This window comes from Vitiosangium sp. GDMCC 1.1324 (genome assembly GCF_003044305.1).
In the GTDB taxonomy this organism is placed as follows: domain Bacteria; phylum Myxococcota; class Myxococcia; order Myxococcales; family Myxococcaceae; genus Archangium.
In genome coordinates this window covers 785,240-805,789 of record NZ_PZOX01000002.1, presented here as the reverse complement: position 1 = coordinate 805,789, position 20,550 = coordinate 785,240, and the positions used below count along the sequence as shown (strand labels likewise).

At 68.8% G+C, this 20,550-nt stretch carries 22 protein-coding genes; 14 read left to right on the top strand and 8 right to left on the bottom strand.

Features of this window, described 5'->3' with window-relative positions; all coding sequences use genetic code 11:
• Nucleotides 1–22: 22 nt before the first annotated feature.
• Genes DAT35_RS07735 through DAT35_RS07725 form a run of 3 tightly spaced genes read right to left on the bottom strand, consistent with a single transcriptional unit; the run spans nucleotide 23 to nucleotide 2,191 of the window.
• Nucleotides 23–895 (bottom strand): alpha/beta fold hydrolase, encoded by an 873-nt coding sequence (locus tag DAT35_RS07735; RefSeq protein ID WP_108066239.1) that lies wholly within the window; start codon nucleotides 893–895, stop codon nucleotides 23–25.
• On the bottom strand, nucleotides 892–1,383 hold the full coding sequence (locus DAT35_RS07730; protein ID WP_108066238.1) for a tautomerase enzyme: 492 nt from the start codon (nucleotides 1,381–1,383) through the stop codon (nucleotides 892–894). The genes DAT35_RS07735 and DAT35_RS07730 overlap by 4 nt, the downstream gene beginning before the upstream one ends.
• A gap of 28 nt (nucleotides 1,384–1,411) precedes the next feature.
• Nucleotides 1,412–2,191 carry a crotonase/enoyl-CoA hydratase family protein gene (locus DAT35_RS07725; RefSeq protein ID WP_108066237.1) on the bottom strand — a complete coding sequence of 260 codons (780 nt, stop codon included), beginning with the start codon at nucleotides 2,189–2,191 and terminating at the stop codon, nucleotides 1,412–1,414.
• A gap of 95 nt (nucleotides 2,192–2,286) precedes the next feature.
• Here DAT35_RS07725 and DAT35_RS07720 point away from each other — a divergent pair, with 95 nt between their 5' ends.
• From DAT35_RS07720 to DAT35_RS07660, 13 genes are all read left to right on the top strand, one after another.
• Nucleotides 2,287–2,853, top strand: a complete 567-nt coding sequence (locus tag DAT35_RS07720; protein WP_108066236.1) for a TetR/AcrR family transcriptional regulator — start codon at nucleotides 2,287–2,289, stop codon at nucleotides 2,851–2,853.
• Between the two features lie 54 nt (nucleotides 2,854–2,907).
• On the top strand, nucleotides 2,908–3,639 hold the full coding sequence (locus DAT35_RS07715) for a M90 family metallopeptidase (RefSeq protein ID WP_108066235.1): 732 nt from the start codon (nucleotides 2,908–2,910) through the stop codon (nucleotides 3,637–3,639).
• A 179-nt stretch (nucleotides 3,640–3,818) separates the two neighbouring features.
• Nucleotides 3,819–4,193, top strand: a complete 375-nt coding sequence (locus tag DAT35_RS07710) for a hypothetical protein (RefSeq protein ID WP_146209616.1) — start codon at nucleotides 3,819–3,821, stop codon at nucleotides 4,191–4,193.
• 231 nt (nucleotides 4,194–4,424) lie between these two features.
• Nucleotides 4,425–4,778, top strand: a complete 354-nt coding sequence (locus DAT35_RS07705; protein WP_108066233.1) for a hypothetical protein — start codon at nucleotides 4,425–4,427, stop codon at nucleotides 4,776–4,778.
• Between the two features lie 12 nt (nucleotides 4,779–4,790).
• Nucleotides 4,791–5,300 carry a PTS sugar transporter subunit IIA gene (locus DAT35_RS07700; RefSeq protein WP_108066232.1) on the top strand — a complete coding sequence of 170 codons (510 nt, stop codon included), beginning with the start codon at nucleotides 4,791–4,793 and terminating at the stop codon, nucleotides 5,298–5,300.
• Nucleotides 5,301–5,508: 208 nt separating this feature from the next.
• The gene (locus DAT35_RS07695; RefSeq protein ID WP_108066231.1) at nucleotides 5,509–6,669 is read left to right on the top strand and encodes a porin; all 1,161 of its coding nucleotides are present in this window, start codon (nucleotides 5,509–5,511) and stop codon (nucleotides 6,667–6,669) included.
• A gap of 108 nt (nucleotides 6,670–6,777) precedes the next feature.
• Nucleotides 6,778–6,867, top strand: a complete 90-nt coding sequence (gene kdpF / locus DAT35_RS07690; protein WP_108066230.1) for a K(+)-transporting ATPase subunit F — start codon at nucleotides 6,778–6,780, stop codon at nucleotides 6,865–6,867.
• 9 nt (nucleotides 6,868–6,876) lie between these two features.
• The gene (kdpA, locus tag DAT35_RS07685) at nucleotides 6,877–8,598 is read left to right on the top strand and encodes a potassium-transporting ATPase subunit KdpA (protein WP_108066229.1); all 1,722 of its coding nucleotides are present in this window, start codon (nucleotides 6,877–6,879) and stop codon (nucleotides 8,596–8,598) included.
• Between the two features lie 2 nt (nucleotides 8,599–8,600).
• Complete coding sequence (gene kdpB / locus DAT35_RS07680) at nucleotides 8,601–10,661, top strand: potassium-transporting ATPase subunit KdpB (protein WP_108066228.1); 2,061 nt, start codon at nucleotides 8,601–8,603, stop codon at nucleotides 10,659–10,661.
• Nucleotides 10,662–10,676: 15 nt separating this feature from the next.
• On the top strand, nucleotides 10,677–11,291 hold the full coding sequence (kdpC, locus tag DAT35_RS07675) for a potassium-transporting ATPase subunit KdpC (protein ID WP_108066227.1): 615 nt from the start codon (nucleotides 10,677–10,679) through the stop codon (nucleotides 11,289–11,291).
• 61 nt (nucleotides 11,292–11,352) lie between these two features.
• Nucleotides 11,353–12,516 carry a sensor protein KdpD gene (locus DAT35_RS07670; RefSeq protein WP_108066226.1) on the top strand — a complete coding sequence of 388 codons (1,164 nt, stop codon included), beginning with the start codon at nucleotides 11,353–11,355 and terminating at the stop codon, nucleotides 12,514–12,516.
• Nucleotides 12,513–14,378, top strand: a complete 1,866-nt coding sequence (locus tag DAT35_RS07665; protein WP_108066225.1) for an ATP-binding protein — start codon at nucleotides 12,513–12,515, stop codon at nucleotides 14,376–14,378. The genes DAT35_RS07670 and DAT35_RS07665 overlap by 4 nt, the downstream gene beginning before the upstream one ends.
• Nucleotides 14,379–14,579: 201 nt before the next feature.
• A complete protein-coding gene (locus DAT35_RS07660; protein ID WP_158501593.1) occupies nucleotides 14,580–15,242 on the top strand; it encodes a DUF3575 domain-containing protein in 663 nt (220 codons plus the stop codon).
• Between the two features lie 25 nt (nucleotides 15,243–15,267).
• Here the strand turns inward: DAT35_RS07660 and DAT35_RS07655 are convergent, their stop codons facing one another.
• A complete protein-coding gene (locus DAT35_RS07655; RefSeq protein WP_108066223.1) occupies nucleotides 15,268–16,659 on the bottom strand; it encodes a sigma-54 dependent transcriptional regulator in 1,392 nt (463 codons plus the stop codon).
• Nucleotides 16,660–16,831: 172 nt separating this feature from the next.
• Here DAT35_RS07655 and DAT35_RS07650 point away from each other — a divergent pair, with 172 nt between their 5' ends.
• On the top strand, nucleotides 16,832–17,194 hold the full coding sequence (locus tag DAT35_RS07650; protein WP_146209615.1) for a hypothetical protein: 363 nt from the start codon (nucleotides 16,832–16,834) through the stop codon (nucleotides 17,192–17,194).
• Nucleotides 17,195–17,200: 6 nt separating this feature from the next.
• On the opposite strand, the gene DAT35_RS07645 is transcribed toward DAT35_RS07650, so the two are convergent.
• From DAT35_RS07645 to DAT35_RS07630, 4 genes are all read right to left on the bottom strand, one after another.
• Entirely contained in the window at nucleotides 17,201–17,929 is a 729-nt protein-coding gene (locus tag DAT35_RS07645) for a GNAT family N-acetyltransferase (RefSeq protein ID WP_108066221.1), read from the bottom strand.
• Nucleotides 17,930–18,061: 132 nt separating this feature from the next.
• Complete coding sequence (locus tag DAT35_RS07640; protein ID WP_108066220.1) at nucleotides 18,062–18,607, bottom strand: hypothetical protein; 546 nt, start codon at nucleotides 18,605–18,607, stop codon at nucleotides 18,062–18,064.
• 42 nt (nucleotides 18,608–18,649) lie between these two features.
• Nucleotides 18,650–19,456, bottom strand: a complete 807-nt coding sequence (locus tag DAT35_RS07635; RefSeq protein ID WP_108066219.1) for a hypothetical protein — start codon at nucleotides 19,454–19,456, stop codon at nucleotides 18,650–18,652.
• Nucleotides 19,457–19,543: 87 nt separating this feature from the next.
• Nucleotides 19,544–20,284 carry a hypothetical protein gene (locus DAT35_RS07630; RefSeq protein WP_233261346.1) on the bottom strand — a complete coding sequence of 247 codons (741 nt, stop codon included), beginning with the start codon at nucleotides 20,282–20,284 and terminating at the stop codon, nucleotides 19,544–19,546.
• Nucleotides 20,285–20,550 lie beyond the last annotated feature (266 nt).

Here is a 20,550-nt window from a genome sequence, read left to right as displayed (position 1 = left end):
GGTTGCTGGAGCTCGACAACGCTCACCCTTCTTTGTGGCGCTCCGCGAACCAGTCGAGCACGCGATCCCAGAGGGGGCGTGCGTTTTGCCGGAAGTAGCCCATGTGCCCGATCGGTCCAAACTCGTGCGGATCGATGTCGATACGGTCGACGTCGGCGTTTCGATAGGCGTTGAGGAGAAACGCGTCGCGCGAGCGCGGTGGCGCCCACGCGTCATCCAGGGCGTTTGCTGCGACGATCGGAGCACGCACTCGCGTGCACAGCTCCCGCAGCTCCGCCGCGGTCGGATCGTCGAGGAAGTAGCGCGGATACCGGCACCAGCGCCGCCATTGGAGGTACACGCCGAGCGGTAGATCCTCGCCCATGCCGAGCAGGCTCCACGGCATGTATCCCTTCCAGCGCACGAATGGCGGGAGGATGATGTTCCAGAGCAACTGCACGCGCACTCGCTCGAGCGGCGTCATCCAGCCGTGCCACCCCGCGCCCGCGGCGAAGACGTAATGTCCGGCGACGTCGTCCCCGTTCGGGAGCAGTCCGATCGCATGCCCACCGAACGAGTGGCCGACGACGAAGAGCGGGACCGTGTCGTCGGCCATCATCTCCACAGCCGCCGCGAGATCGCGCCGCGCCCAGTCCACGAACGACGCGTCAAAGCCAGCGAGAGATGCAGGCTTCGACTGTCCGATGCCGCGATAGTCGAACGTGAGCGTGGTGAAACCACGGCTTGCCGCGTACCCGGCGAAGCGCGCGTAGAACGTCTGCGGAACGCCGGTCGCGCCGGCCACGACGATGTGGCCGCGGAGTGGAGAGCCCGCTCCGAATCGCGTCGCGGTGAGCGAATAGCCGTCCGATGCGAGGAGCGTCGTCCGTTCGCCACGGGGCAGCTCCCTCTTCACCGGGGGACTCCTGCTCGCGCGAGCACCGCTCGGATTTCCGCGGCCCGCTCGGGGGAGAACACGCCCGTCTCGAGCAGGTCGAGGATGGACATCGTGCTCCCGCGAGAGCCCCAGCTCCCTTCGTCGATGACCTGGAACTGAACCCACCAGGTCGGCGAAGGAGCCTGCATTCCGCACGCGTCGGCGAGACGCCGCAGGACGTTCTCGATCACGCGCTGGCGCACGTCCGGCGGCCAGGCTGCGTTCATCACCACGATGCCGACCGTCATCACGTCCGGTGCGGGCGAGTAGTCCGCGAGCAGCTTGCCGCCGATGGCGATGGTGTCGAGGCTCCGCTCGACGAAATGGACCTGGAAGCCCACGCGGGCAGCAGGGGCGAGCTGACCGACTTCCGGTTCGAGCACCGCATCCGTCAGTGTCTCAGCGAGCACGCGGCGTTGCGCCTGGGACAGGCGCCCGACCGGGGTGGTGACTGTGATGACAGTCATGGGTGTCTTCTTTCGTCGCGAGGAACAGTCAACGGCCGTGGAAGGTCGCCGGGCGTCGTTCCATGAATGCCATGAGGGCCTCCCGCGCATCCTCGGTCACGGCGAGTTGCATGATGGCAGGCAGCAGCTTCGCGGCGGCAGCGCGCTCCCCGTCGAGCACCGCGGTTCGTGCGCTCTCGAGCGTCGCCTTGATGGCGAGAGGCGCCTTCGATGCAACGCGGGTGGCGATGCCCATCGCTGTGTCCATGAGCGCGTCGCGCGCCACGACACGCTGAACGAGGCCCAGGCGATGCGCCTCACGTGCGTCCAGCGCATCGCCCGTGAGGAGGTACTGCATCGCGTTTCCCCAGCCCGTCGTCTGGATCCAGCGCGCCGTGCCGCCGCCGAACGGGAAGATGCCTCGGTCTATCTCAATCTGCTCGAACGTGGCGTCTTCCGAGGCGACGGTGATGTCGCCGGCGAGCATCAGTTCGATCCCCAGCGTGAGGCACTTGCCATGCACCGCAACGATGAGCGGCTTGGTGCGCACCGGCCCATGGGTTCCCCAGGGGTCGAGCCCCGCCGAGCGGAACAGCGAATCCGCTTCGCCGAGACGCGGAAAGACATCCATGAGGTCCAGGCCCGCGGTGAACACCGGCCCGTGCGCGTACAGCAGCATCACTCGAATCGCTTCGTCGGCTTCGGCGCGCGCGAACGCGGCAGAGAGCTGTTCGATGAGCGCGATGTTCATCGCATTGCGCTTGTCGGGGCGGTTCAAGCCAATCTTCCGAACGAATCCATCCGTCTCTTCGGTGACGAGCGTGGACATGCAGAGCCTCCAGCGGGTGCGGACAGGCGATGGCTAAACGGTCGTTAAGCTAACGACCGTTTGTCATTCGCCGGGCTTGATGTCAAGCTGGTCGCATGAGGTATCGGAAAGAACACGCCGAGGAGATCAGACAACGCCTCATCGCCGAGGGCGGCCGCCACGTGAAAGAGCGTGGAGTACAAGGGGCTGGAGTCGACGGCATCGCCCGCAGCGTCGGGCTCAGCGGTGCCGCGCTGTACACGCACTTCGAGTCGAAGCAGGACTTCCTTTGCACTGTCCTTCGCGAAGAGCTGGGGACGAGTGCACGGCGCTTTCTTTCGGCGAACGTGACGTTGGACGAGGCGCTCGCGCGCTATCTCAGTCTCGCGCATGTACGCAACCCCGCTGCGGGCTGCGCGCTTCCTGCGATCACGTCCGAGGTGGGGCGCAGCGACGAGAAGGTCCGGCAGGCGTTCGAGGCTGGACTCGAGGGAGTCGCTCGCGCTCTCGGCGAGAAGATCGGGAGCCACGACGAAGCGCTGGGTGTCCTCGCGGCCGCGCTCGGGGCTGTGGCACTGGCCCGAGCGCTGCCGGACGACGCGAGCGCGCTCTCTGTGCTCGAGTCCACACGCGCGCTCATCACTTCAGCGCTTCAAGCGAACGCATCGAGCAAGCGGCAATGACTGGCTGGGACAGGAAGTTGGGGCGGCATTGGCTCTGGGGCTACCCTCGCGTCCATGTCCGGCCTCTTCCGCGCCCTGCACCGCCGCCGTCTGCTGCGCCGCCCGTTCCCTCCCGAGTGGCTCGGCTACCTGGAGCAGCGCGTCCCCTTCTTCCGGGAGCTCGCGCCAGAGTTGCGTGAGCGCTTCCTCGAGCAGCTCAAGGTCTTCGCCTGGGAGAAGGAGTTCATCGGGGCCGGTGGGTTCTCCATCACCGACGAGGTGCGCGCCGTCGTCTCGGCCACGGCGGTGCGTCTGGTGGTCCACCTGGACCTCTCGTATTACGACCGGCTGCGCGAGGTCATCGTCTACCCGGATGCCTTCCTCATTCCAGACAGGACGGGCGTGGTGCTCGGCGAGGCGAAGAACTGGGGCACCGTCATCCTCTCGTGGCAGTCCGTCCTCGCGGGGTTGAGCAACCCGCACGACGGCCACTCCACCGCCACGCACGAGTTCGCCCACGTGCTCGACCGGGAGGACGGGGCCTTCGATGGTACGCCGCAGTTGCGCCGCTACTCGCATTACCGGGCCTGGGCCTCGGTGATGGGCGAACACTTCCTGAAGCTGCGCCAGGGCCAGCGGCTCGAGCGTCAGGTGCTCGACGACTACGGCGGCGTCAACGAGGCCGAGTTCTTCGCCGTGGCCACCGAGTCCTTCTTCGAGAAGCCCCTCCAGATGCGTGAGAAGACGCCGGACCTCTACGAGGAGCTCAAGCGCTTCTATGGCTGGGACCCGGCGCTCGGCCGGTGAGCCGCGAGCGGCGTGCGTCCGTGCCACATGCGGGTTGAAAACCGGGCACACCTTGCGACCTGCAAGGTCCCCGTGCCTCGCGCGCTCCTTCCTCCCTCGGGAGCGAGAGTCCTCGTGGATGGCGCGTGGCTTGCCATGGGGAGGGGTCTCTCCCCGAGCGAGCGCACGCGATGAACCCCATGCCTTTTCCTCCCCACTCTCCTCTCGTCGACCCGGAGCCCGAGGCGCGCCCGCCTCCCGGGGAGCACGAGACACTGTCCCGCCCCTGGCGGCGTGAGCTGCCGGTGCTGGTGGCCCTGGGGCTCCTCCTGGTCACCTTCGTGATATGGGCACTCACCGCGGAGCAGCGCGCCCTGGAGGCCATGGAGCCACCGGCCCGAGCCGTACTCTTCGACAAGACCTGGCAGTCGTTCGAGACCCTCTGCTTGCGGGGGACGGACCCCAGGCTCCTTCCCTCATGCCGCGAGCAGGCCCGCTTCCTCCGGCTCTTCCCCGAGTGCCAGGATGCCTGCCGCGAGCGGCTCGCTCCCTTCCTTCCATCCGGGACGCGCTGAGCGTGCCGGGTCCCAGCCCACCGCGACTGCTGTGAGTCCAGACGGGCAGGCGGGGCATGAGGGGAGGGCGCGCCGCATCCTGCAAGGCGTCTCCTTGCAGAACGAACGATGGGCGCCGCGAGGCCACGGCGAATGCTCCAGGCGTCGCGGGGTTGGCGGACCCGGCTCCTGGCACGGCCGATGCCCTGTCCTCGGGATGCCGGGGCATGCCGCCCCGCGTTGGAGGAACTCATGAGGATTCCATCGTTCGCGGGGTTGCTGCGCTTGCTCCCCATCTCGTCGGAGGTCCGGGCCGGTGCGCCAGCGGACAACATGCCCAGGGCTGTCCGCCTCCTGGGCGCGGGGGGACTTGCCGATGCGCGCCACCGGGCTGAGCATGTGCTGGAGAGCGCCCGGCGTTGCACCTGCTGCAGGGAGCTGCTCGCGCACATGTTCGATCGGCTCGGTTCCACCCTCTTCCTGGATGATGATCCAGCGGCGCTCGCTCGGGCCTTCGAGGATGCGGAGCGGGACGCCTTCAGCGTGCGCGTGCTCGCCGCATGCATCGTGCTCTCCGGACGGGAGCGGGTGGCTCCCGCGCTCTGAGGGAGGTGTGGGATGCGCTTCACCGATTTCCTGTCGGAGGATTGCATCGTCGCGGACCTGAAGGCCCGGGACAGGGACGAGGTGTTGCACGAGCTGGCGGGGGTGCTCGCGGCGACGACGCGGGCCCCGAGCGAGCAGCTCGAGAAGGAGCTCGTGGCCCGCGAGCGCATCTCCAGCACCGCCATCGGTGACGGGGTGGCCATCCCCCACTGCCGGTTCGATCGGATGCGGCACATCACCGCCTGTGTCGCCGTGGACCGTGAGGGAGTGGACTTCGGCGCTCGGGACGGCAGGCCGGTGCACCTCTTCGTGACGCTCGTCTCACCCACGCACGCACCCGGCACGCACCTGAGTGTGCTCGCGCGCATCGCGGCGCTGCTGCGAGACGTCCGCCTGCGGCAGGCCTTGGTGGAGGCTCCCTCCACAGCCGCCATCCGCGCGCTCCTCGTGCAGGCCGAGGACGCCTACCTCGCCAGCCAGCAGTCCCGGCACGACATCCATGTGCCGGCGGGCGGTCCCTGAGCCGCTCGCTCGACTGCTCGCCTTCACCCGGCTCAAGAGATTGCCCAGGGTGGGGCGGTGTACGCCTTTCAAGGAGCACGGCGCGGGGGGCGGGCAGCGTGCAGTTTGCAACCGCGGGGAGGGGAGGGCGTATGCAACCGGGCGGAATCGCTGACCCTGGCCCGGGTCGCGGGTGGTACGGCGGCTGCTCTGGGGAAGGGGACACGCTATGTCCCCTTGCGAACTTCCAGCCCTGCTTTCTTCCCTGCTGCTCGCCCAGGCGGCTCCGGCCGAGCCCTCCTCCTCGGAGCCCGCGTCACCGCCCGCCGCTGAGGCCGAGGAGGAGCCCTCTTCCTCCCCGCTCGAGTCGCTCGTCTCGCGGCTGAAGCCCGAGGGCGGAGTCGACTTCTATTACGGCTACAACTTCAACCGGCCGGCGGATGGCGCCAACTTCATCCCCGGCACCGGCACCACCGGCAAGCGCGACAACGCGTTTTCCATCAACCTGGCCAGTCTGGGTCTGAGCCTGGACCCGGCGCCGGTGGGCCTGCACGTGCTGGTGGGCATTGGCACCGCGATGGAGGTGGTGCACGCGGCCGAGCCGGTGGGTACCGCCATCGGGCCCCAGGTGTGGCGCTACCTCCAGCAGGCCTCGCTGTCCTACGCGCACGGGCCGCTCACGCTGGAGGCCGGCGTCTACCCGAGCCACATCGGCCTGGAGACGTTCCAGTCGCAGGCCAACTGGACGTACACCCGCTCGTGGATGGGCGAGCTGTCGCCCTATTACCAGACGGGTCTCAAGGGCACCTGGAAGTTCTCCGACGCGTGGAGCGCGCAGCTCCACCTGCTCAATGGCTGGCAGACGATTGGAGAGAACAACCGGGGCAAGGCGCTGGGCACGCAGGTGGCGTACTCGGGGGACCGGCTCTCCGCCTCCTTCAATACCTTCATCGGCGAGGAGGGCTCGGGAGATGCCACGGGCCTGCGCCTCTTCGGCGACCTGGTGGCCACCTACAAGGTGACGGATGCCTTCAGTGTCTCGGGCACCACGGACGTGGGCACCCAGCACCGGCCCGGACAGGACGCGGCGCTCTGGTACGCAGCCGGCCTCAACGCCCGTGTGCAGATTGCAAAGCCGGTGGCGGTGGCCGCCCGCGCGGAGGTCTTCCATGACCGGGACGGCCTCATCAGCGGCACGGCCCAACGGCTGGTGGAGGGCACCGTCACCCTCGAGGTGAAGCCCGCCGAGCACCTCGTCCTCAAGCTGGAGGCTCGGCATGACCGCTCCACCGCGGATGTCTTTGGCGGTTCCGAGACGACCGCCGAGGGCACCCCCGTCCCGCGCCGCAACCAGACCCTCGTGGTGGGTGGAGCCACCGCGTACTTCTAACCAGGAGCCTCCATGGACCTCGTCCTCGTGCTCGTGACCGTCGGTTTCTTCGCGCTCTCGTGGGCCTACACCCACGGCTGCGAGCGCCTCTGACCCGGAAGACATCCCATGACCTTCGAATACGTCGCCGGCGCCGCGCTCGCGGTGCTGCTCTCCGTCTACCTCGTCTACGCCCTGCTCCGTCCGGAGCGCTTCTAGGGACCCGCCATGACGCTCATCGGTTGGTTGCAGATACTCCTCTTCTCCGGGCTGGTGCTCGCGGTGACGAAGCCGCTGGGCCTCTACCTCTTCCAGGTCTTCGAGGGGCCCACCCAGCCCCTGCCGAAGGTGCTCGGGCCCGTGGAGCGCTTCCTGCTGCGGCTGTGCGGCGGCAGGGAGGCGCTGCGCGAGCAGACGTGGGGGCAGTACGCGCTCGCGCTGCTGGCCTTCAGCTTCTTCAGCATGCTCATCACCTACGGCATCCAGCGGTTGCAGCACGTGCTGCCGCTCAACCCGCAGGGCCTTCCGGCGGTGGGACCGGAGCTCGCCTTCAACACCGCGGCCAGCTTCACCACCAACACCAACTGGCAGTCCTATGCCGGTGAGTCGACGATGAGCTACCTCACCCAGATGGCGGGGTTGGCCTGGCACAACTTCATCTCCGCTGCGGTGGGCCTCGGTGTGGCGCTGGCGCTCGCGCGCGGCTTCACCCGGCGCCCCGGGCCCGAGGGGCAGAAGACGCTCGGCAACTTCTGGGTGGACCTCGTCCGCGCCACCCTCTACGTGCTGCTGCCCCTGTGCGTCGTCTACGCGCTCTTCCTGGTGTCGCAGGGGGTGCTGCAGAACTTCGCGCCCTACCGTGAGCTGACCACGCTCGAGGGCGTGAAGCAGACGTTGGCCATGGGCCCGGTGGCGTCCCAGGAGGCCATCAAGATGCTGGGCACCAATGGCGGCGGCTTCTTCAACGCCAACAGCGCCCACCCCTTCGAGAACCCCACGCCGCTCACCAACCTGGTGCAGATGCTCTCCATCTTCGCCATCCCCGCGGCCCTCACGTACACGTACGGGAAGATGGCCGGGGACACGAAGCAGGGCTGGGCCCTCTTCGCGGCCATGAGCATCCTCTTCTTCGTGGGCGTGGCCGCCGCCTACGCCGCCGAGTCCCAGGCCAACCCCGCCGTGGCCGCCGCCCAGGTGGCGCAGGACGGGAACATGGAGGGCAAGGAGGCGCGCTTCGGCATCTCCGCCTCGGCGCTCTTCGCCACCGTCACCACGGATGCCTCGTGCGGCGCGGTCAATGCCATGCATGACAGTTTCACCGCGCTCGGTGGCCTGGTGCCCCTGGTCAACATCCAGCTCGGCGAGGTCATCTTCGGCGGCGTGGGCGCCGGCCTCTACGGCATCCTCGTCATGGTGGTGCTCTCTGTCTTCATCGCCGGCCTCATGGTGGGCCGTACGCCCGAGTACCTCGGCAAGAAGATTGAGGCGAAGGAGATGAAGCTCGCCATGCTGTACGTGCTCATCTTCCCGCTCGTCATCCTCGGACTGGGCGCGGTGGCGGCGGTGATTCCCCAGGGCGTGTCTTCGCTCAACAACGCGGGGCCTCACGGCCTGTCCGAGATTCTCTACGCGTACACCAGCGGCACGGGCAACAACGGCAGCGCCTTCGCCGGCCTCAACGCCAACACGCCCTTCTGGAACATCTCCTTGGGCATGGCCATGCTCGCCGGGCGCTTCCTGATGATTGTCCCGGTGCTGGCCATCGCCGGCTCCATGGTGGGCAAGAAGGTGGTGGCTCCGGGCCTCGGCACCTTCCCCACCAATGGCGCCATCTTCACGGGCCTGCTGGTGAGCGTGGTCGTCATCGTCGGCGCGCTCACCTTCTTCCCCGCCCTCTCCCTCGGACCCATCGTCGAGCACTTCCTCGCGCGGTCCGGAAAGGTGTTCTGACCATGGCTTCCCCTTCTTCCAAGCCCGCGTCCCTCTTCGAGCCCGCGCTCGTCAAACAGGCGCTGGTGGACAGCCTGCGCAAACTGGACCCTCGGGATGTGGCTCGCAACCCGGTGATGTTCGTGGTGTGGGCGGGCAGCCTGCTCACCACCGTGCTGGTGGTGCGCGACCTCGTGACGCCGGGGCCGGCGGCCACGCCGGTGTGGTTCACCGTGCTGGTGACGCTGTGGCTGTGGTTCACCGTCCTCTTCGCCAACTTCGCCGAGGCGGTGGCCGAGGGCCGTGGCAAGGCCCAGGCGAGCACGCTGCGCAAGATGCGCAAGGACACCCTGGCCCGGCGCCTGGTGGACGGGCGCGAGGAGCGCGTGGCCGCTCCCAGCCTGCGCAAGGGGCACGAGGTCGTCTGCGAGGCGGGCGACATCATCCCCGGCGACGGCGAGGTGGTGTCGGGCATCGCCAGCGTGGACGAGTCCGCCATCACCGGCGAGTCCGCTCCCGTCATCCGCGAGTCCGGCGGCGACCGCTCGTCCGTCACGGGCGGCACCAAGGTGCTCTCCGACCGCATCGTGGTGCGCATCACCGCGGATCCGGGCGAGTCCTTCCTGGACCGGATGATTGGCCTCGTCGAGGGCGCCGCGCGGCAGAAGACGCCCAACGAGATTGCCCTGCACATCCTCCTGGTGGGTCTCACCATCGTCTTCCTGCTGGCGTGCGTGACGCTGGTGCCGATGGCGCTCTACTCGGGGGTGAACCTGTCGGGCACGGCGGTGGTGGCGCTGCTGGTGTGCCTGATTCCCACGACGATTGGCGGCCTGCTGTCCGCCATTGGCATCGCGGGGATGGACCGGCTCCTGCGCAAGAACGTGCTGGCCATGAGTGGCCGCGCGGTGGAGGCGGCGGGTGACGTGGACACGCTGCTCCTGGACAAGACGGGCACCATCACCCTGGGCAATCGCATGGCCACGGAGCTGCTGCCCATGCCGGGCGTGCGGATGGAGGACCTGGCCGAGGCCTCGCAGCTCGCGAGCCTCGCGGACGAGACGCCCGAGGGCCGCTCCATCGTCGTGCTGGTGAAGGACACGTACAAGATGCGCCCTCGCGAGCTCCAGGCGCACCAGGCCACCTTCGTTCCCTTCACCGCGCAGACGCGCATGAGCGGCTGCGACCTCGTGGACCCCTATCCGCGCAGCATCCGCAAGGGTGCGGTGGACGCCGTCATCAAGCACGTGGAGGCCCAGGGCGGCGCTGTCCCGCCGGACCTCCGGCAGACGGCGGCGCGCATCGGAGACCAGGGCGGCACACCGCTGGCGGTGGCCGACGGGGCGCGCGTGCTGGGCATCATCCACCTCAAGGACGTGGTGAAGGGCGGCATCAAGGAGCGCTTCGACCGCTTCCGCGCCATGGGCATCCGCACAGTGATGATTACCGGTGACAACCCGCGCACGGCGGCGGCCATCGCCCGCGAGGCCGGTGTGGATGACTTCCTCGCCGAGGCCACTCCCGAGGCGAAGATGGAGCTCATCCGCGCCGAGCAGGCCAAGGGCAAGCTGGTGGCCATGACGGGCGATGGCACCAACGACGCGCCCGCGCTCGCTCAGGCGGACGTGGGCGTGGCGATGAACACCGGCACCCAGGCCGCCAAGGAGGCCGGCAACATGGTGGACCTGGACTCCAACCCCACCAAGCTGCTCGAGGTGGTGGAGGTGGGCAAGCAGCTGCTCATGACGCGCGGCACGCTCACCACGTTCTCCATCGCCAACGACGTGGCCAAGTACTTCGCCATCCTCCCCGCGCTCTTCATGGGGGTGTTCCCGCAGATCGCCCCGCTCAACATCATGGGTCTGTCCTCGCCCTACAGCGCCATCCTCTCCGCGGTCATCTTCAACGCGCTCATCATCATCGCGCTCATCCCGCTGGCGCTGCGTGGCGTGCGCTACCGGCCCCTGGGCGCGGCGGCGCTCCTGCGGCGCAGCCTCCTCATCTACGGCGTGGGCGGCGTCATCGTCCCCTTCATCGGCATCAAGGCCATCGACGTGGTGCTCACCGCCGTCGGGCTGGCTTGAGAAAGGAATTGTTCCATGGTCTCCGCACTCGTCACCGCCCTGCGCGCCTGCCTCGTCACCCTGGCGCTCACCGGCATCCTCTACCCGCTGGCCATCACCGGCGCGGCGCAGCTCCTCTTCCCCCACGAGGCCGATGGCTCGCTCGTCACCGATGAGCGCGGCCAGGTGGTGGGCAGCGCCCTCATCAGCCAGGGTTTCTCCCAGGCCGGCTACTTCCAGCCTCGTCCGTCCGCCGCCGGCAACGGCCATGACGCCACCGCCTCCAGCGGCAGCAACCTGGGCCCCACCGCCCAGAAGCTGAGGGACCGGGCCCAGGCCGACGCCGAGCGCCTGCGCCAGGAGAACCCCGACGCCCCCGGTCCCGTGCCCGCCGAGCTCGTCACCACCTCCGGCTCCGGGTTGGATCCCCACCTGTCTCCGGAGGCCGCGCACTGGCAGGTGCCCCGCATCGCCCGGGCTCGCGGCGTGGCCCCCGAGCGCATCCAGGCCGTGGTGGACGCCAACGCGGAGGGCCGGACCCTCGGCGTGCTCGGCGAGCCGCGCGTCAACGTGCTCCTGCTGAACCTGGCGTTGGATCGTCAGTTCGGCCGCCTCCCGCCGCAGCCGCAGACGGCCTCGGGGGCGCGATGAGCCTCGTCCCGGAGGCACGGCGGCGTTGCGAGCGGGCCCACCCCCGGAGTAGAGCCACGCGATGAGCGCACGACGCACCCGGGCGGAGGACTTCCTCGAGCTGGTGGAGCGAGGCCGGCGCGGGCGGTTGAAGCTGTACATCGGCTTCGCCGCCGGCGTGGGCAAGACCTACCGCATGCTCGAGGAGTCCCATGCGCTGAAGAAGCGTGGGGTGGACGTGGTGCTCGGCTTCATCGAGACACATGGCCGCGCCGACACGCAGGCGCTCGTGGCGGGGCTGGAGCTGGTGCCGCGCAAGGTCTACCGGTACCGCGACGTCTCCGTGGAGGAGATGGACCTGGACGGGGTGCTGGCGCGCAAGCCCCAGGTGGCCGTGGTGGACGAGCTGGCCCACACCAATGTCCCGCTGGCCCGCAATCACAGACGCTACCAGGACGTGGAGGAGCTGCTCGCCGCGGGCATCAACGTCATTGGCGCCTTCAATGTGCAGCACCTGGAGAGCCTCAATGACCTCATCGAGCGCGCCACGGGCATCCGCGTGCGCGAGACGATTCCCGACAGCTTCCTCAAGAGCGCCGATCAGGTGGTGAACCTGGACCTGGCGGTGGAGGACCTGCACGAGCGGTTGAAGACGGGAAAAATCTACGCGCAGGACAAGGTGCAGAGCGCGCTGGAGAGCTTCTTTCGGCAGGAGAACCTCTCCACCCTGCGGGAGCTGGCGCTGCGCGAGGTGGCTGAGAGCCTGGACCGGGCCACGGGCACGCGTGCCCGTCCGGGCGAGGAGCCGCAGCAGAAGGGTGGCGGCTGGGGCCGGGTGATGGTGGCGCTCTCCAGCAACCCGCCGCACGCGGCCACGCTCCTGCGCCGCGGCTCGCGCATGGCCGGCCGGCTCAACACGGACTGGTTCGTCGTCTACGTGGAGACGCCCGGCGAGGCCCCGCACCTCATCGACGCCGAGGCGCAGCGCCACCTGCTGGCCAACATCGAGCTGGCCCGCGAGCTGGGCGCCGAGGTGGTGCGGCTCAAGGGGAGGGATCCGGTGGGGGCGCTGCTGGACTTCGCCCGCTCGCACGGGGTGGGTCACATCATCGTCGGGCGCTCCCAGCAGCCGTGGTGGAAGCGCCTGGTGGGGCGGGCCTCGGACGTGCGGCTCCTGCGCGAGGGCGAGGGCTTCGACATCCACGTGGTGTCCTTCGAGGCGCCGCAAGAGGAGCGCCGGCCATGAAGCTGCGCGACAAGCTGCTGTGGGCCCAGATTCCGTTGGCGCTCGCGCTGCTGCTGCTGGGGGTGTTGGGGGTGAATACGCTCGGCCGGTTGGGACGCGCGGGGCAGGAGATCCTCGCGGACAACTACCGCAGCGTGCTGGCCATGCAGCGCATCATCGAGCACCTGGAGCGTCTGGACAGCGCCTCCCTCTTCATCGTCGCGGGCGAGCGGCAGCGGGGCCTGGAGCAGGTGAACGCGCACGTCCAGCCGCTCGAGATGGAGTTGAAGGTGCAGGAGGGCAACATCACCGAGCCGGGCGAGGGTGAGGCCACCCGGAGGCTGCGCGAGGCCTGGAAGCGTTACCGCTCCGGCTTCGAGTCCTTCCTGGCGATGGACTCGTCCGAGCGGGCGCGAGCGGCGTACTTCGACACGCTGGCGCCGGAGTTCCAGGAAGCCAAGGCGGCCACGCAGGAGATTCTGGCGCTCAACCAGGATGCGATGGTGCGCAAGAGCGACGCCCTGCAGCGGCAGAGCCGGCGGGTGAACACGCTCATGGTGACGGCGGTGGTGGTGGCGCTGGTGGGAGGCCTGCTCGCCTCGGCGTCGCTGACGCAGCGGACGCTGCGGCCGGTGTCCGTGCTCTCGCAGGCGGTGCAGCGGTTGGGGCAGGGAGACCTGGCCGCCCGTGCGGTGGTGGAGGGCCGCGATGAGATCGCCCAGCTCGCCCGGGACTTCAACGCCATGGCCGAGGCGCTGCAACGCTACCGGCAGAGCTCGCTGGGCGAGCTGCTCCAGGCCCAGTCCTCCTCGCAGGCGGCGATCGACAGCCTGCCGGATCCGGTGGTGGTGTTCGGCGTGGACGGAGGCGTGCTCAACGTCAACCGCGCGGCCGAGGAGGTGCTGCGGTTGTCATTGGAGGGCGGCGGGGGCCCGTTGGGCCAGGTGGCGCCCGAGGTGCGCGAGGTGCTGGAGCGGGTGCGCGCGCACGTGTTGGGAGGCAAGGGGCCGTACCTGCCGCGTGGCTACGAGGAGGCGGTGCGTGCGGAGAGCGCGGAGGGGGACCGCTGGCTGCTGCCGCGAGGCAGCCCCGTCTATGGCGAGGGCGGGGGCGTGGTGGGCGCGACGGTCCTCCTCCAGGACGTGACACGGCTGCGCCGCTTCGACGAGCTGAAGAACGACCTGGTGGCCACGGTGGCGCACGAGTTCCGCACGCCGCTCACGTCGCTGCGCATGGCCATCCACCTGTGCGTGGAGGGAGTGGCGGGGCCCATCACGGAGAAGCAGGCGGACCTGCTGTACGCGGCCCGCGAGGACTGCGAGCGATTGCAGGGCATTGTGGACGACCTGTTGGACCTGTCGAAGTTGCAGGCGGGGCGCATGGTGCTGGAGGTGCGGCCGGTGTCGTCTGAGGCGGTGCTGGAGGCGGCGCTCGCCCCGCACCGGGTGGCGGCGGACGAGCGGGGCGTGCGGCTGTCGTCGGAGCTGGAGCCGGGGCTGGAGCAGGTGGAGGCGGACCCGGAGCGGTTGCAATTGGTGCTGTCCAACCTGGTGGCCAACGCGGTGAGACACACCTCGCATGGGGGCGACGTGAAGGTGAGCGCCCGGCGCGACGGCGAGCGGGTGCGCTTCGAGGTGGCGGACACGGGGGAGGGCATCGCCCCGGAGCACCAGCATCGCATCTTCGAGAAGTTCTACCGGGTGCCCGGCGCGAGCACGGGTGGCGCGGGGCTGGGGTTGTCCATCGCGCAGGAGATCGTCCAGGCGCACGGTGGGGAGATGGGACTGGCGAGTGAACCCGGCCTGGGGAGCACGTTCTGGTTCACCCTTCCGCAGGAGGGAGAACAGGCGCGCGAGCGGCCCGAGATCGGCCCGGCGACCTGAGCGTTGCTTTCGCCACGGGCGCCCCGCTGCCCGTCATGAGAGAGACAGATTGTCGTGCGTGTCTGGGGAATGCGCGGGCCAATCTGTCAGCCGAGGGCCCCACGTTGCGTGTTCCTCCCTCTGACGCTTCAGATGGCATGCGCGCTGCAAACCTCCTGGGCGCGCCGTCGGCCGGACGGCGAATGGGAGGGAATGACAGTCATGAAGATGTGGATGCGATGGGGCGCTTGGGCTGCTGGAGTGGGTGTGGCGTTGGTGCCGTTGACGGGCCGGGCCGAGGAGCCGCAGGTGGAGTCAGCAGCGGAGCGGCGCACGGTGGTGATGGCGCAGCCGATGCTCTATGGCGGGACAGGCTTGTTGGGAGCCGGTGTGGAGCACGCGGTGGGCACGCACGTGGCGATCTCGGGGTCGGTGCAGGGCACGGTGTACTTCGACGAGAATCGGTATGGCGGCCCCGAAGAGCCCGGCTTCTCCACCCGGCGCTGGGGCGTGGGAGTGGATCCGGGCCTGCATGTCTATCTCGCTGGCCGCGCTCCCGAGGGTTTCTGGGTAGGGCCGCACCTCGAGATGTCGGTCACCCACCACGTCACCGTGAACCAGGTCCTCGGACTCGGCGAGTTTTACCAGTACCAGACCGTTGAAATGGGTTGGCGGACGCTCCAGTACGGAGGCAGCGTGCGCGCGGGCTACACCGCCATCCTGTCCCCCGGTCTGACCGTGCAGGTGGGAGCGGGCCTCGCGGCACTCTCCACCACCGACACGCCCTTCGGCCCATCTTCTGGAGCACAGGCATCCTTTGTTCTCGTTCGCCGCACCTGGGCGCTGGTCCCTCGCATGACGGTCGGTCTGGGCTGGGCGTTCTGAGGGAGCGGCGTGCGCACCTGGCGGCTCAGCCCGTGCCGCCGGGGGTGGACTCGTACTTCTTGCGCTTGCGCCACAGCGTGGACGCGTCGATGCCGAGGATGTGCGCGGCCTCGTCCAGCGTCGGGGCGCTCGCCATCACCCGGAGGATGTGCTCGCGCTCCACCTCCTCCAGCGTGTGCGGCCCTCCCAGCGCCACCACCGAGCCCGTCGCCGCGGCGATCCGGTCTGGGAACGCCTGCGGCTCCAGCACCTCCGCCGGCCACACAATGAGCGCCCGCTCCATCGCGTTGCGCAGCTCGCGCACGTTGCCCGGCCACGGGTACGCCAGCAGCATCTTCTCCGTCGCGGGCGACAGCTCCGGCGGTGGCCTCTGCGCCGCCTTCGCGAAGAAGGCCACGAAGCGCCTCGCCAGCGGGAGGATGTCCTCGGGCCGCTCTCGCAGCGCCGGCAGCTTCACCTCGATGACGTTGAGCCGGTAGAGCAGGTCCTCCCGGAAGTGGCCCTCGGTCACGTCCTTCTCCAGGTCCCGGTTCGTGGCCGCCACCACCCGCACGTCCGCCCGCCGCGTCCGCCCCTCGCCCAGGCGCTCGAACTGCTTCTCCTGGAGGAATCGCAAGAGCTGCGCCTGCAGCCCGGGGCTCATCTCCGCCACCTCGTCCAGGAAGAGCGTGCCGCCCTCGGCCTGCTCCACCCGGCCCGGTTGGTCCCTCACCGCGCCCGTGAAGGCCCCACGCACGTGGCCGAAGAGCTCGCTCGACAGGAGCTGCTCGGAGAGGGTGGGGCAGTTGACGGTGACGAATTGCCGTCGGCGCCGCGCGCTCATGGAGTGCAGCGCCCGAGCGAGCACCCCCTTGCCCGTCCCGCTCTCCCCGCGCAGCAGCACCGCCGCGTCCGAGGCCGCCGCCCGGGTGACGAGCGCGATCGCCGCATGCATCGCCGGCGAGGCCGTCTCCAGCGTGGCCTCGGGCACGGACTGCGCGAGCTGTCCCTCCAGGTTGCCCAGCTGCGAGCTCAGCTCCCGGTGCGCCCGCGTCTTCTCCACGAAGTGCCGTATCTGCGCCGGAGTGAAGGGCTTGGGCAGGTAGTCGCGCGCGCCGCGCTTCACCGCCTCCACGGCGGTGTCGAAGGTGGCGTAGGCGGTGATGAGGACGACATCCAGGGTGGGGGACTCGGCGAGCAGGCGGGGCAGCAGGTCCAACCCGCTCGAGGTGCCCAGGCGCAGGTCCACGAAGGCGAGGTCGGCCGGGGACTGGGCGAGCGCGGCGAGCGCGGCGTCGGGCGTGGCGGCCTCGCGCACCTCACAGCCGAGCCCTTCCAGGCACATGCGCAGCGTGGTGCGGATGTTCCGCTCGTCGTCCACCACCAGCACCCGCATCGGGCGGGGCTCCACCACGGGCGCGACAGGTCCGGTCTCCATGCCTTCATCCTAAGTGCAGGCCGCGCGCCATTCCGGGCGGCGGGAGCCTCCAGAGGGGAAACGCGGCTCCGGGGCTCGTCCGGGGTTGCATCCTGCACGATGTCCCGGGGGCCCGGGTTGCAGGTTCGCACGAAGGGTAGCGCGGGAGGGAAGGGGGACCCATCTGTAGGGCATGGCGACACGAGCGATGAGCCCGGGCGAGCCATGGCTCGACCTGGACGAGCAGGAAGCGCGGAAGTCGAGGCTCCGCGTCCGGGTGGCGATGGTGGTGGTGATGGCGGTGCTGCTGCTGGTGGCCGGCATGCTGTGGATGCAGGGGGCCGAGCGGCGGGCCATCCTGGACATGGCGCCGGAGAAGCGGGCGGCCGTCTTCCAGCAGAGTCTCGCGAGCTTCGAGTCCCTGTGCGGAGAGGACCCGGGATTCGCCCTCTCGTCCGACTGCCGCCGGCAGGCGCGCTTCCTGCGGCAGTTCCCCGAGTGTGTGGGAGCCTGCCAGGAGCAGGTGTCCCGGTACCTCGGGGGTGCGACGCGCTGAGCGGGGCTACTCCGGCTCCGGCTTCTGCGCGGGTGCGCTCTTGGAGGGGGCGCTGGCCGCCTTCTTCCGGGCCCGGGGCTTCTTGGCGACGAGCGCGGGGCCGCTGACCTCCTCGGGCATGAGGCCGGTGGTGGGAGTGCCCCCATTGGCGTGGGCGGGGCGGGTCTTGAGCCGGCGCGGGGGCAGCAGGTCCGGCTCTCCGGGTACCTTCTGGGCGAGGAAGATGGCGGCGTCCAGCTTGTAGAAGTTGCGGGTGCGGTACCACGAGAGCGCGGACTCGTTGTTCTCGGCCACCTCGAGCACCAGGTGGGTGCAGCCGCGGGTGCGCGCCAGGTGCTGGAGCTGCTCCATGATGAAGCTGCCCACACCCCGGCCCTGGTAGTCCGGGTGCACGGCGAGCTCCTCGACGAAGAGGGGCCGCATGCCCCGCTTCTCGAACCAGCGCGGGTTGACCCAGTTGTCGTCACCGGTGGCCTCGAAGGCGCACTCGGAGTAGCCGACGATTTCCCCGTTCACCTCGTAGACGAGCTGCTCTATCCACTCCGAGGAATACACCTCGAGGAAGCGCCGCTTGGAGCGGGGCCGCTGGTACTCGACCGTCTCGCGGTTGACGTCGCGGAAGACGAGCTTGAGGAATTCCCAGGCCCGGTTGAGGTCGCGGCGGTGGATGCGCCGCACGCGCACCTCCAGCTGGTCCTTCTTCTTCCTGCGCGCCACGGGCTTCGTCTCACTCATGGCCCCTGTCCTTACCCGACTCGGGAGCCCGATGCGCGTGGAACCGTACATGACTTCCCACTGCCCAGCATTGCGGCGGTGCTCGGACAGGGCTCCGGCCACCCGGCCTGAGGGGCCGGGACACGTGTCGCACTATCGGGGCTGTCGCCCGGTGAGCGCTTCAAGGGCAATCTCCAACTCACGAGAGACCTCCGCTGGCCAGTTGCCACGGGCGCGGAGCTCCTCAACCGCCGCGAGTGCCTTCTCGCCTCCCACGCAGCCGAGCGCGGAGACCAGGCTGACCAGTTCCCGGGTGTCGAGCGATGCGTGTGGAATCTGGGCTCGCGCGAGTGCGGCCAACGCGGGTGCCGCGGTCCGGGCAGCCAGTAAAGCCAGCGCATCCAGTATTGCGACACGTATGGGGGGCTCCCCCCATCTGCGAAGGAGATGGTCCACAACCCCTGGCTGCTCGCCGAGCTCGGCCAACAACTCGGTTGCTGCGAACTCGAAGTCCTCTCGAGAGACATTGACCGGAAGCTCCGGCTGGGCTGCCACGGCGTCGAGAATGGCGGCGGCAGTGGTGATGGGTGCTCCACCCAGCAGCTCCTGGCGGATCTTGTCCCGCTCTTCATCTGTCCCAAGCGGCCCCAATGGGCCAGCCAGGTCGATCAGTCGCTCGGTCAACGCGGCGCGGTTCATTCAGTCTTATTCGAGGCAAGCCGACGTCCCAATCGTTTGATGCTAATGCCGCCCCAACTCCCTGTCCCAGACATACAACTGCCCGTTCACCGCGTATCTGTCGGCGCTGGAGATATCCTCGAAGTCCTCCGGAGGAAGCGCGGAGAGGCGTTCGCGCAGGAAGTCCGGGTCACTGAGCGCCTCGCGGTGTTTGAGATCGGTGTTTGCCTCCACCACGACAGGCATCACTCGGAGCACGGCCTCCAGGCAGTCCTCTCGGGTCGCACGAGCCATGCGCTCCACCGTCAGGGCCATGTGCTCGCGGACCGAGGCAGGGCCTCCGGGGCACCAAGCCTCCAGGGTCTTGCGGTAGATGTACTCCATGAGGCCATCGATTGTGTGGTGGGTGCCGGGCAGTCTGTACACATAGCGAGGGCCCTGAAGCACGTCCCAGAAGCGGAGCACCGAGGCGAGCCGGTTCGCCACGCGCTCCGCGCTCCGCGGCGGGGACGGAGACACGGTGTAATGGAGGGCGCCCCAAGGGGTGCCCAGGCAGAAGGACTCGAAGGCGTCCCTCATGCGTTGACGCTCCTCCTTCGGGACGCCTTCATTCAAGTCCATGAAGACGTCGCCGAACATGTGCATCCGCCAGCGCGGGCGGGACCCGTCGAAATCTTCGGCCGCCGAGTGCATCACCAGCACCTCGCCGGGCGGCACCTGACGCATCTGCCGGGGCAGGGGAAAGGCACCGGTCTTGCGGTACTCCCGGGCCCACCAGCGTCCCTCGGCTCTCGCCTTGCGGCGGATGGCAGCGATGGTGTCGTAGAGCCACGCTGGAAACTCGAGCACAGAGGACTGGTCCGGGGTCATGGCTTTTTGCCCTACCATAGCGGTCAGACGCTCCTCAAGCGCCAGGCACTTCGCTCGCTCCGAGGGCGACAGGCGTCTCTCTCTCGCTCAGCGGCAGTCCACAGGCAGGTAGACCTGGCCCTGGAAGCCCTTGGGCCATTCGCTCTTGTCATACGCAGCCCGGATCGCCTGCTCGGCCAACTCACCGTGCTGCGCTATCTCTTTCCTGGGCAACTCCTCTTCCTGCTGGGCCGCCCGCTCCTCCCAGGAAGCATCGGGCTTCTTGCGCCGGTAGCTCCAGCGGTACAGCGTCACTCCGGGCTCTGGCGTGCGCCAGGACAACTGCCAGAGTGCTCCCCCGTTCTCGAATTCGAGGAAGAGTGACCCCTCGAAGCCGGTGCCTCCCGCGAGCTTTTTGTCAGGTTCGACGGCCTCATTCAGCACCGCCAGGTAGCGTCCCGCCTGTTCCCTCCCTTCCCTGCGCGACTCCTCATTGTCCGGCTTGAGCTCGAAGAGCACGAGGGCGTCGGTATCGGTAATGTCCGGGCGCAAGAGCCTCACGAACCGTGGAAGACGCTCGGGGTCCCCCAACTTCCCTTCCTCCACAATTTTGTAGAGGTTGACGGTGTCGAGGAAGACCACGTTGGAGGGGTGCTGCACGCTGTATGCTCTGCCAATGGCGAAATGTGCTGCCTTGCCAAGAAAAGCGCCCCAGGGCTCCTTGGAGTCCGGCGTACGGCCAGGGAGCTTGGAGGAGGGTGGCTCCGCCTGGGCGCAGAGCGCCACGAGCACCAGGAGAAGACCCGCCAGCCCCAAGGTGCTCTTCGTCCTGCTTCCACGCTCTTTCATGTCCAACATGCTCCTTCGGGTGATGGGGGTCGGAACGGCCAGGAGCCGGGCCCTGTAAAACCATGAATTTATATGTTTGTGATTGAGCGTCGTCAATGAGAAGGGATTCTCCCAGGTCCATAGGCCCCCGCTGCCTGTGCCAGTCATGCGTGGGCTGGAGGTGCGGAGCGCGGTGTGTCCGATGTGGAGTGGGACAGGTTGCGTGCAATGGCGGGAGTGAACTCGATGCATCTGTGACCGTGAAGGCCAACGGTGGAGGGCTGACT

Coding starts and splice junctions, on each gene's coding strand:
- DAT35_RS07730 (WP_108066238.1), bottom strand. CDS start 1,383: ATGACTGTCATCACAGTCACCACCCCGGTCGGGCGCCTGTCCCAGGCG.
- DAT35_RS07725 (WP_108066237.1), bottom strand. CDS start 2,191: ATGTCCACGCTCGTCACCGAAGAGACGGATGGATTCGTTCGGAAGATT.
- DAT35_RS07720 (WP_108066236.1), top strand. CDS start 2,287: ATGAGGTATCGGAAAGAACACGCCGAGGAGATCAGACAACGCCTCATC.
- DAT35_RS07715 (WP_108066235.1), top strand. CDS start 2,908: ATGTCCGGCCTCTTCCGCGCCCTGCACCGCCGCCGTCTGCTGCGCCGC.
- DAT35_RS07710 (WP_146209616.1), top strand. CDS start 3,819: ATGCCTTTTCCTCCCCACTCTCCTCTCGTCGACCCGGAGCCCGAGGCG.
- DAT35_RS07705 (WP_108066233.1), top strand. CDS start 4,425: ATGAGGATTCCATCGTTCGCGGGGTTGCTGCGCTTGCTCCCCATCTCG.
- DAT35_RS07700 (WP_108066232.1), top strand. CDS start 4,791: ATGCGCTTCACCGATTTCCTGTCGGAGGATTGCATCGTCGCGGACCTG.
- DAT35_RS07695 (WP_108066231.1), top strand. CDS start 5,509: ATGTCCCCTTGCGAACTTCCAGCCCTGCTTTCTTCCCTGCTGCTCGCC.
- kdpF (WP_108066230.1), top strand. CDS start 6,778: ATGACCTTCGAATACGTCGCCGGCGCCGCGCTCGCGGTGCTGCTCTCC.
- kdpA (WP_108066229.1), top strand. CDS start 6,877: ATGACGCTCATCGGTTGGTTGCAGATACTCCTCTTCTCCGGGCTGGTG.
- kdpB (WP_108066228.1), top strand. CDS start 8,601: ATGGCTTCCCCTTCTTCCAAGCCCGCGTCCCTCTTCGAGCCCGCGCTC.
- kdpC (WP_108066227.1), top strand. CDS start 10,677: ATGGTCTCCGCACTCGTCACCGCCCTGCGCGCCTGCCTCGTCACCCTG.
- DAT35_RS07670 (WP_108066226.1), top strand. CDS start 11,353: ATGAGCGCACGACGCACCCGGGCGGAGGACTTCCTCGAGCTGGTGGAG.
- DAT35_RS07665 (WP_108066225.1), top strand. CDS start 12,513: ATGAAGCTGCGCGACAAGCTGCTGTGGGCCCAGATTCCGTTGGCGCTC.
- DAT35_RS07660 (WP_158501593.1), top strand. CDS start 14,580: ATGAAGATGTGGATGCGATGGGGCGCTTGGGCTGCTGGAGTGGGTGTG.
- DAT35_RS07655 (WP_108066223.1), bottom strand. CDS start 16,659: ATGGAGACCGGACCTGTCGCGCCCGTGGTGGAGCCCCGCCCGATGCGG.
- DAT35_RS07650 (WP_146209615.1), top strand. CDS start 16,832: ATGGCGACACGAGCGATGAGCCCGGGCGAGCCATGGCTCGACCTGGAC.
- DAT35_RS07645 (WP_108066221.1), bottom strand. CDS start 17,929: ATGAGTGAGACGAAGCCCGTGGCGCGCAGGAAGAAGAAGGACCAGCTG.
- DAT35_RS07640 (WP_108066220.1), bottom strand. CDS start 18,607: ATGAACCGCGCCGCGTTGACCGAGCGACTGATCGACCTGGCTGGCCCA.
- DAT35_RS07635 (WP_108066219.1), bottom strand. CDS start 19,456: ATGACCCCGGACCAGTCCTCTGTGCTCGAGTTTCCAGCGTGGCTCTAC.
- DAT35_RS07630 (WP_233261346.1), bottom strand. CDS start 20,284: ATGAAAGAGCGTGGAAGCAGGACGAAGAGCACCTTGGGGCTGGCGGGT.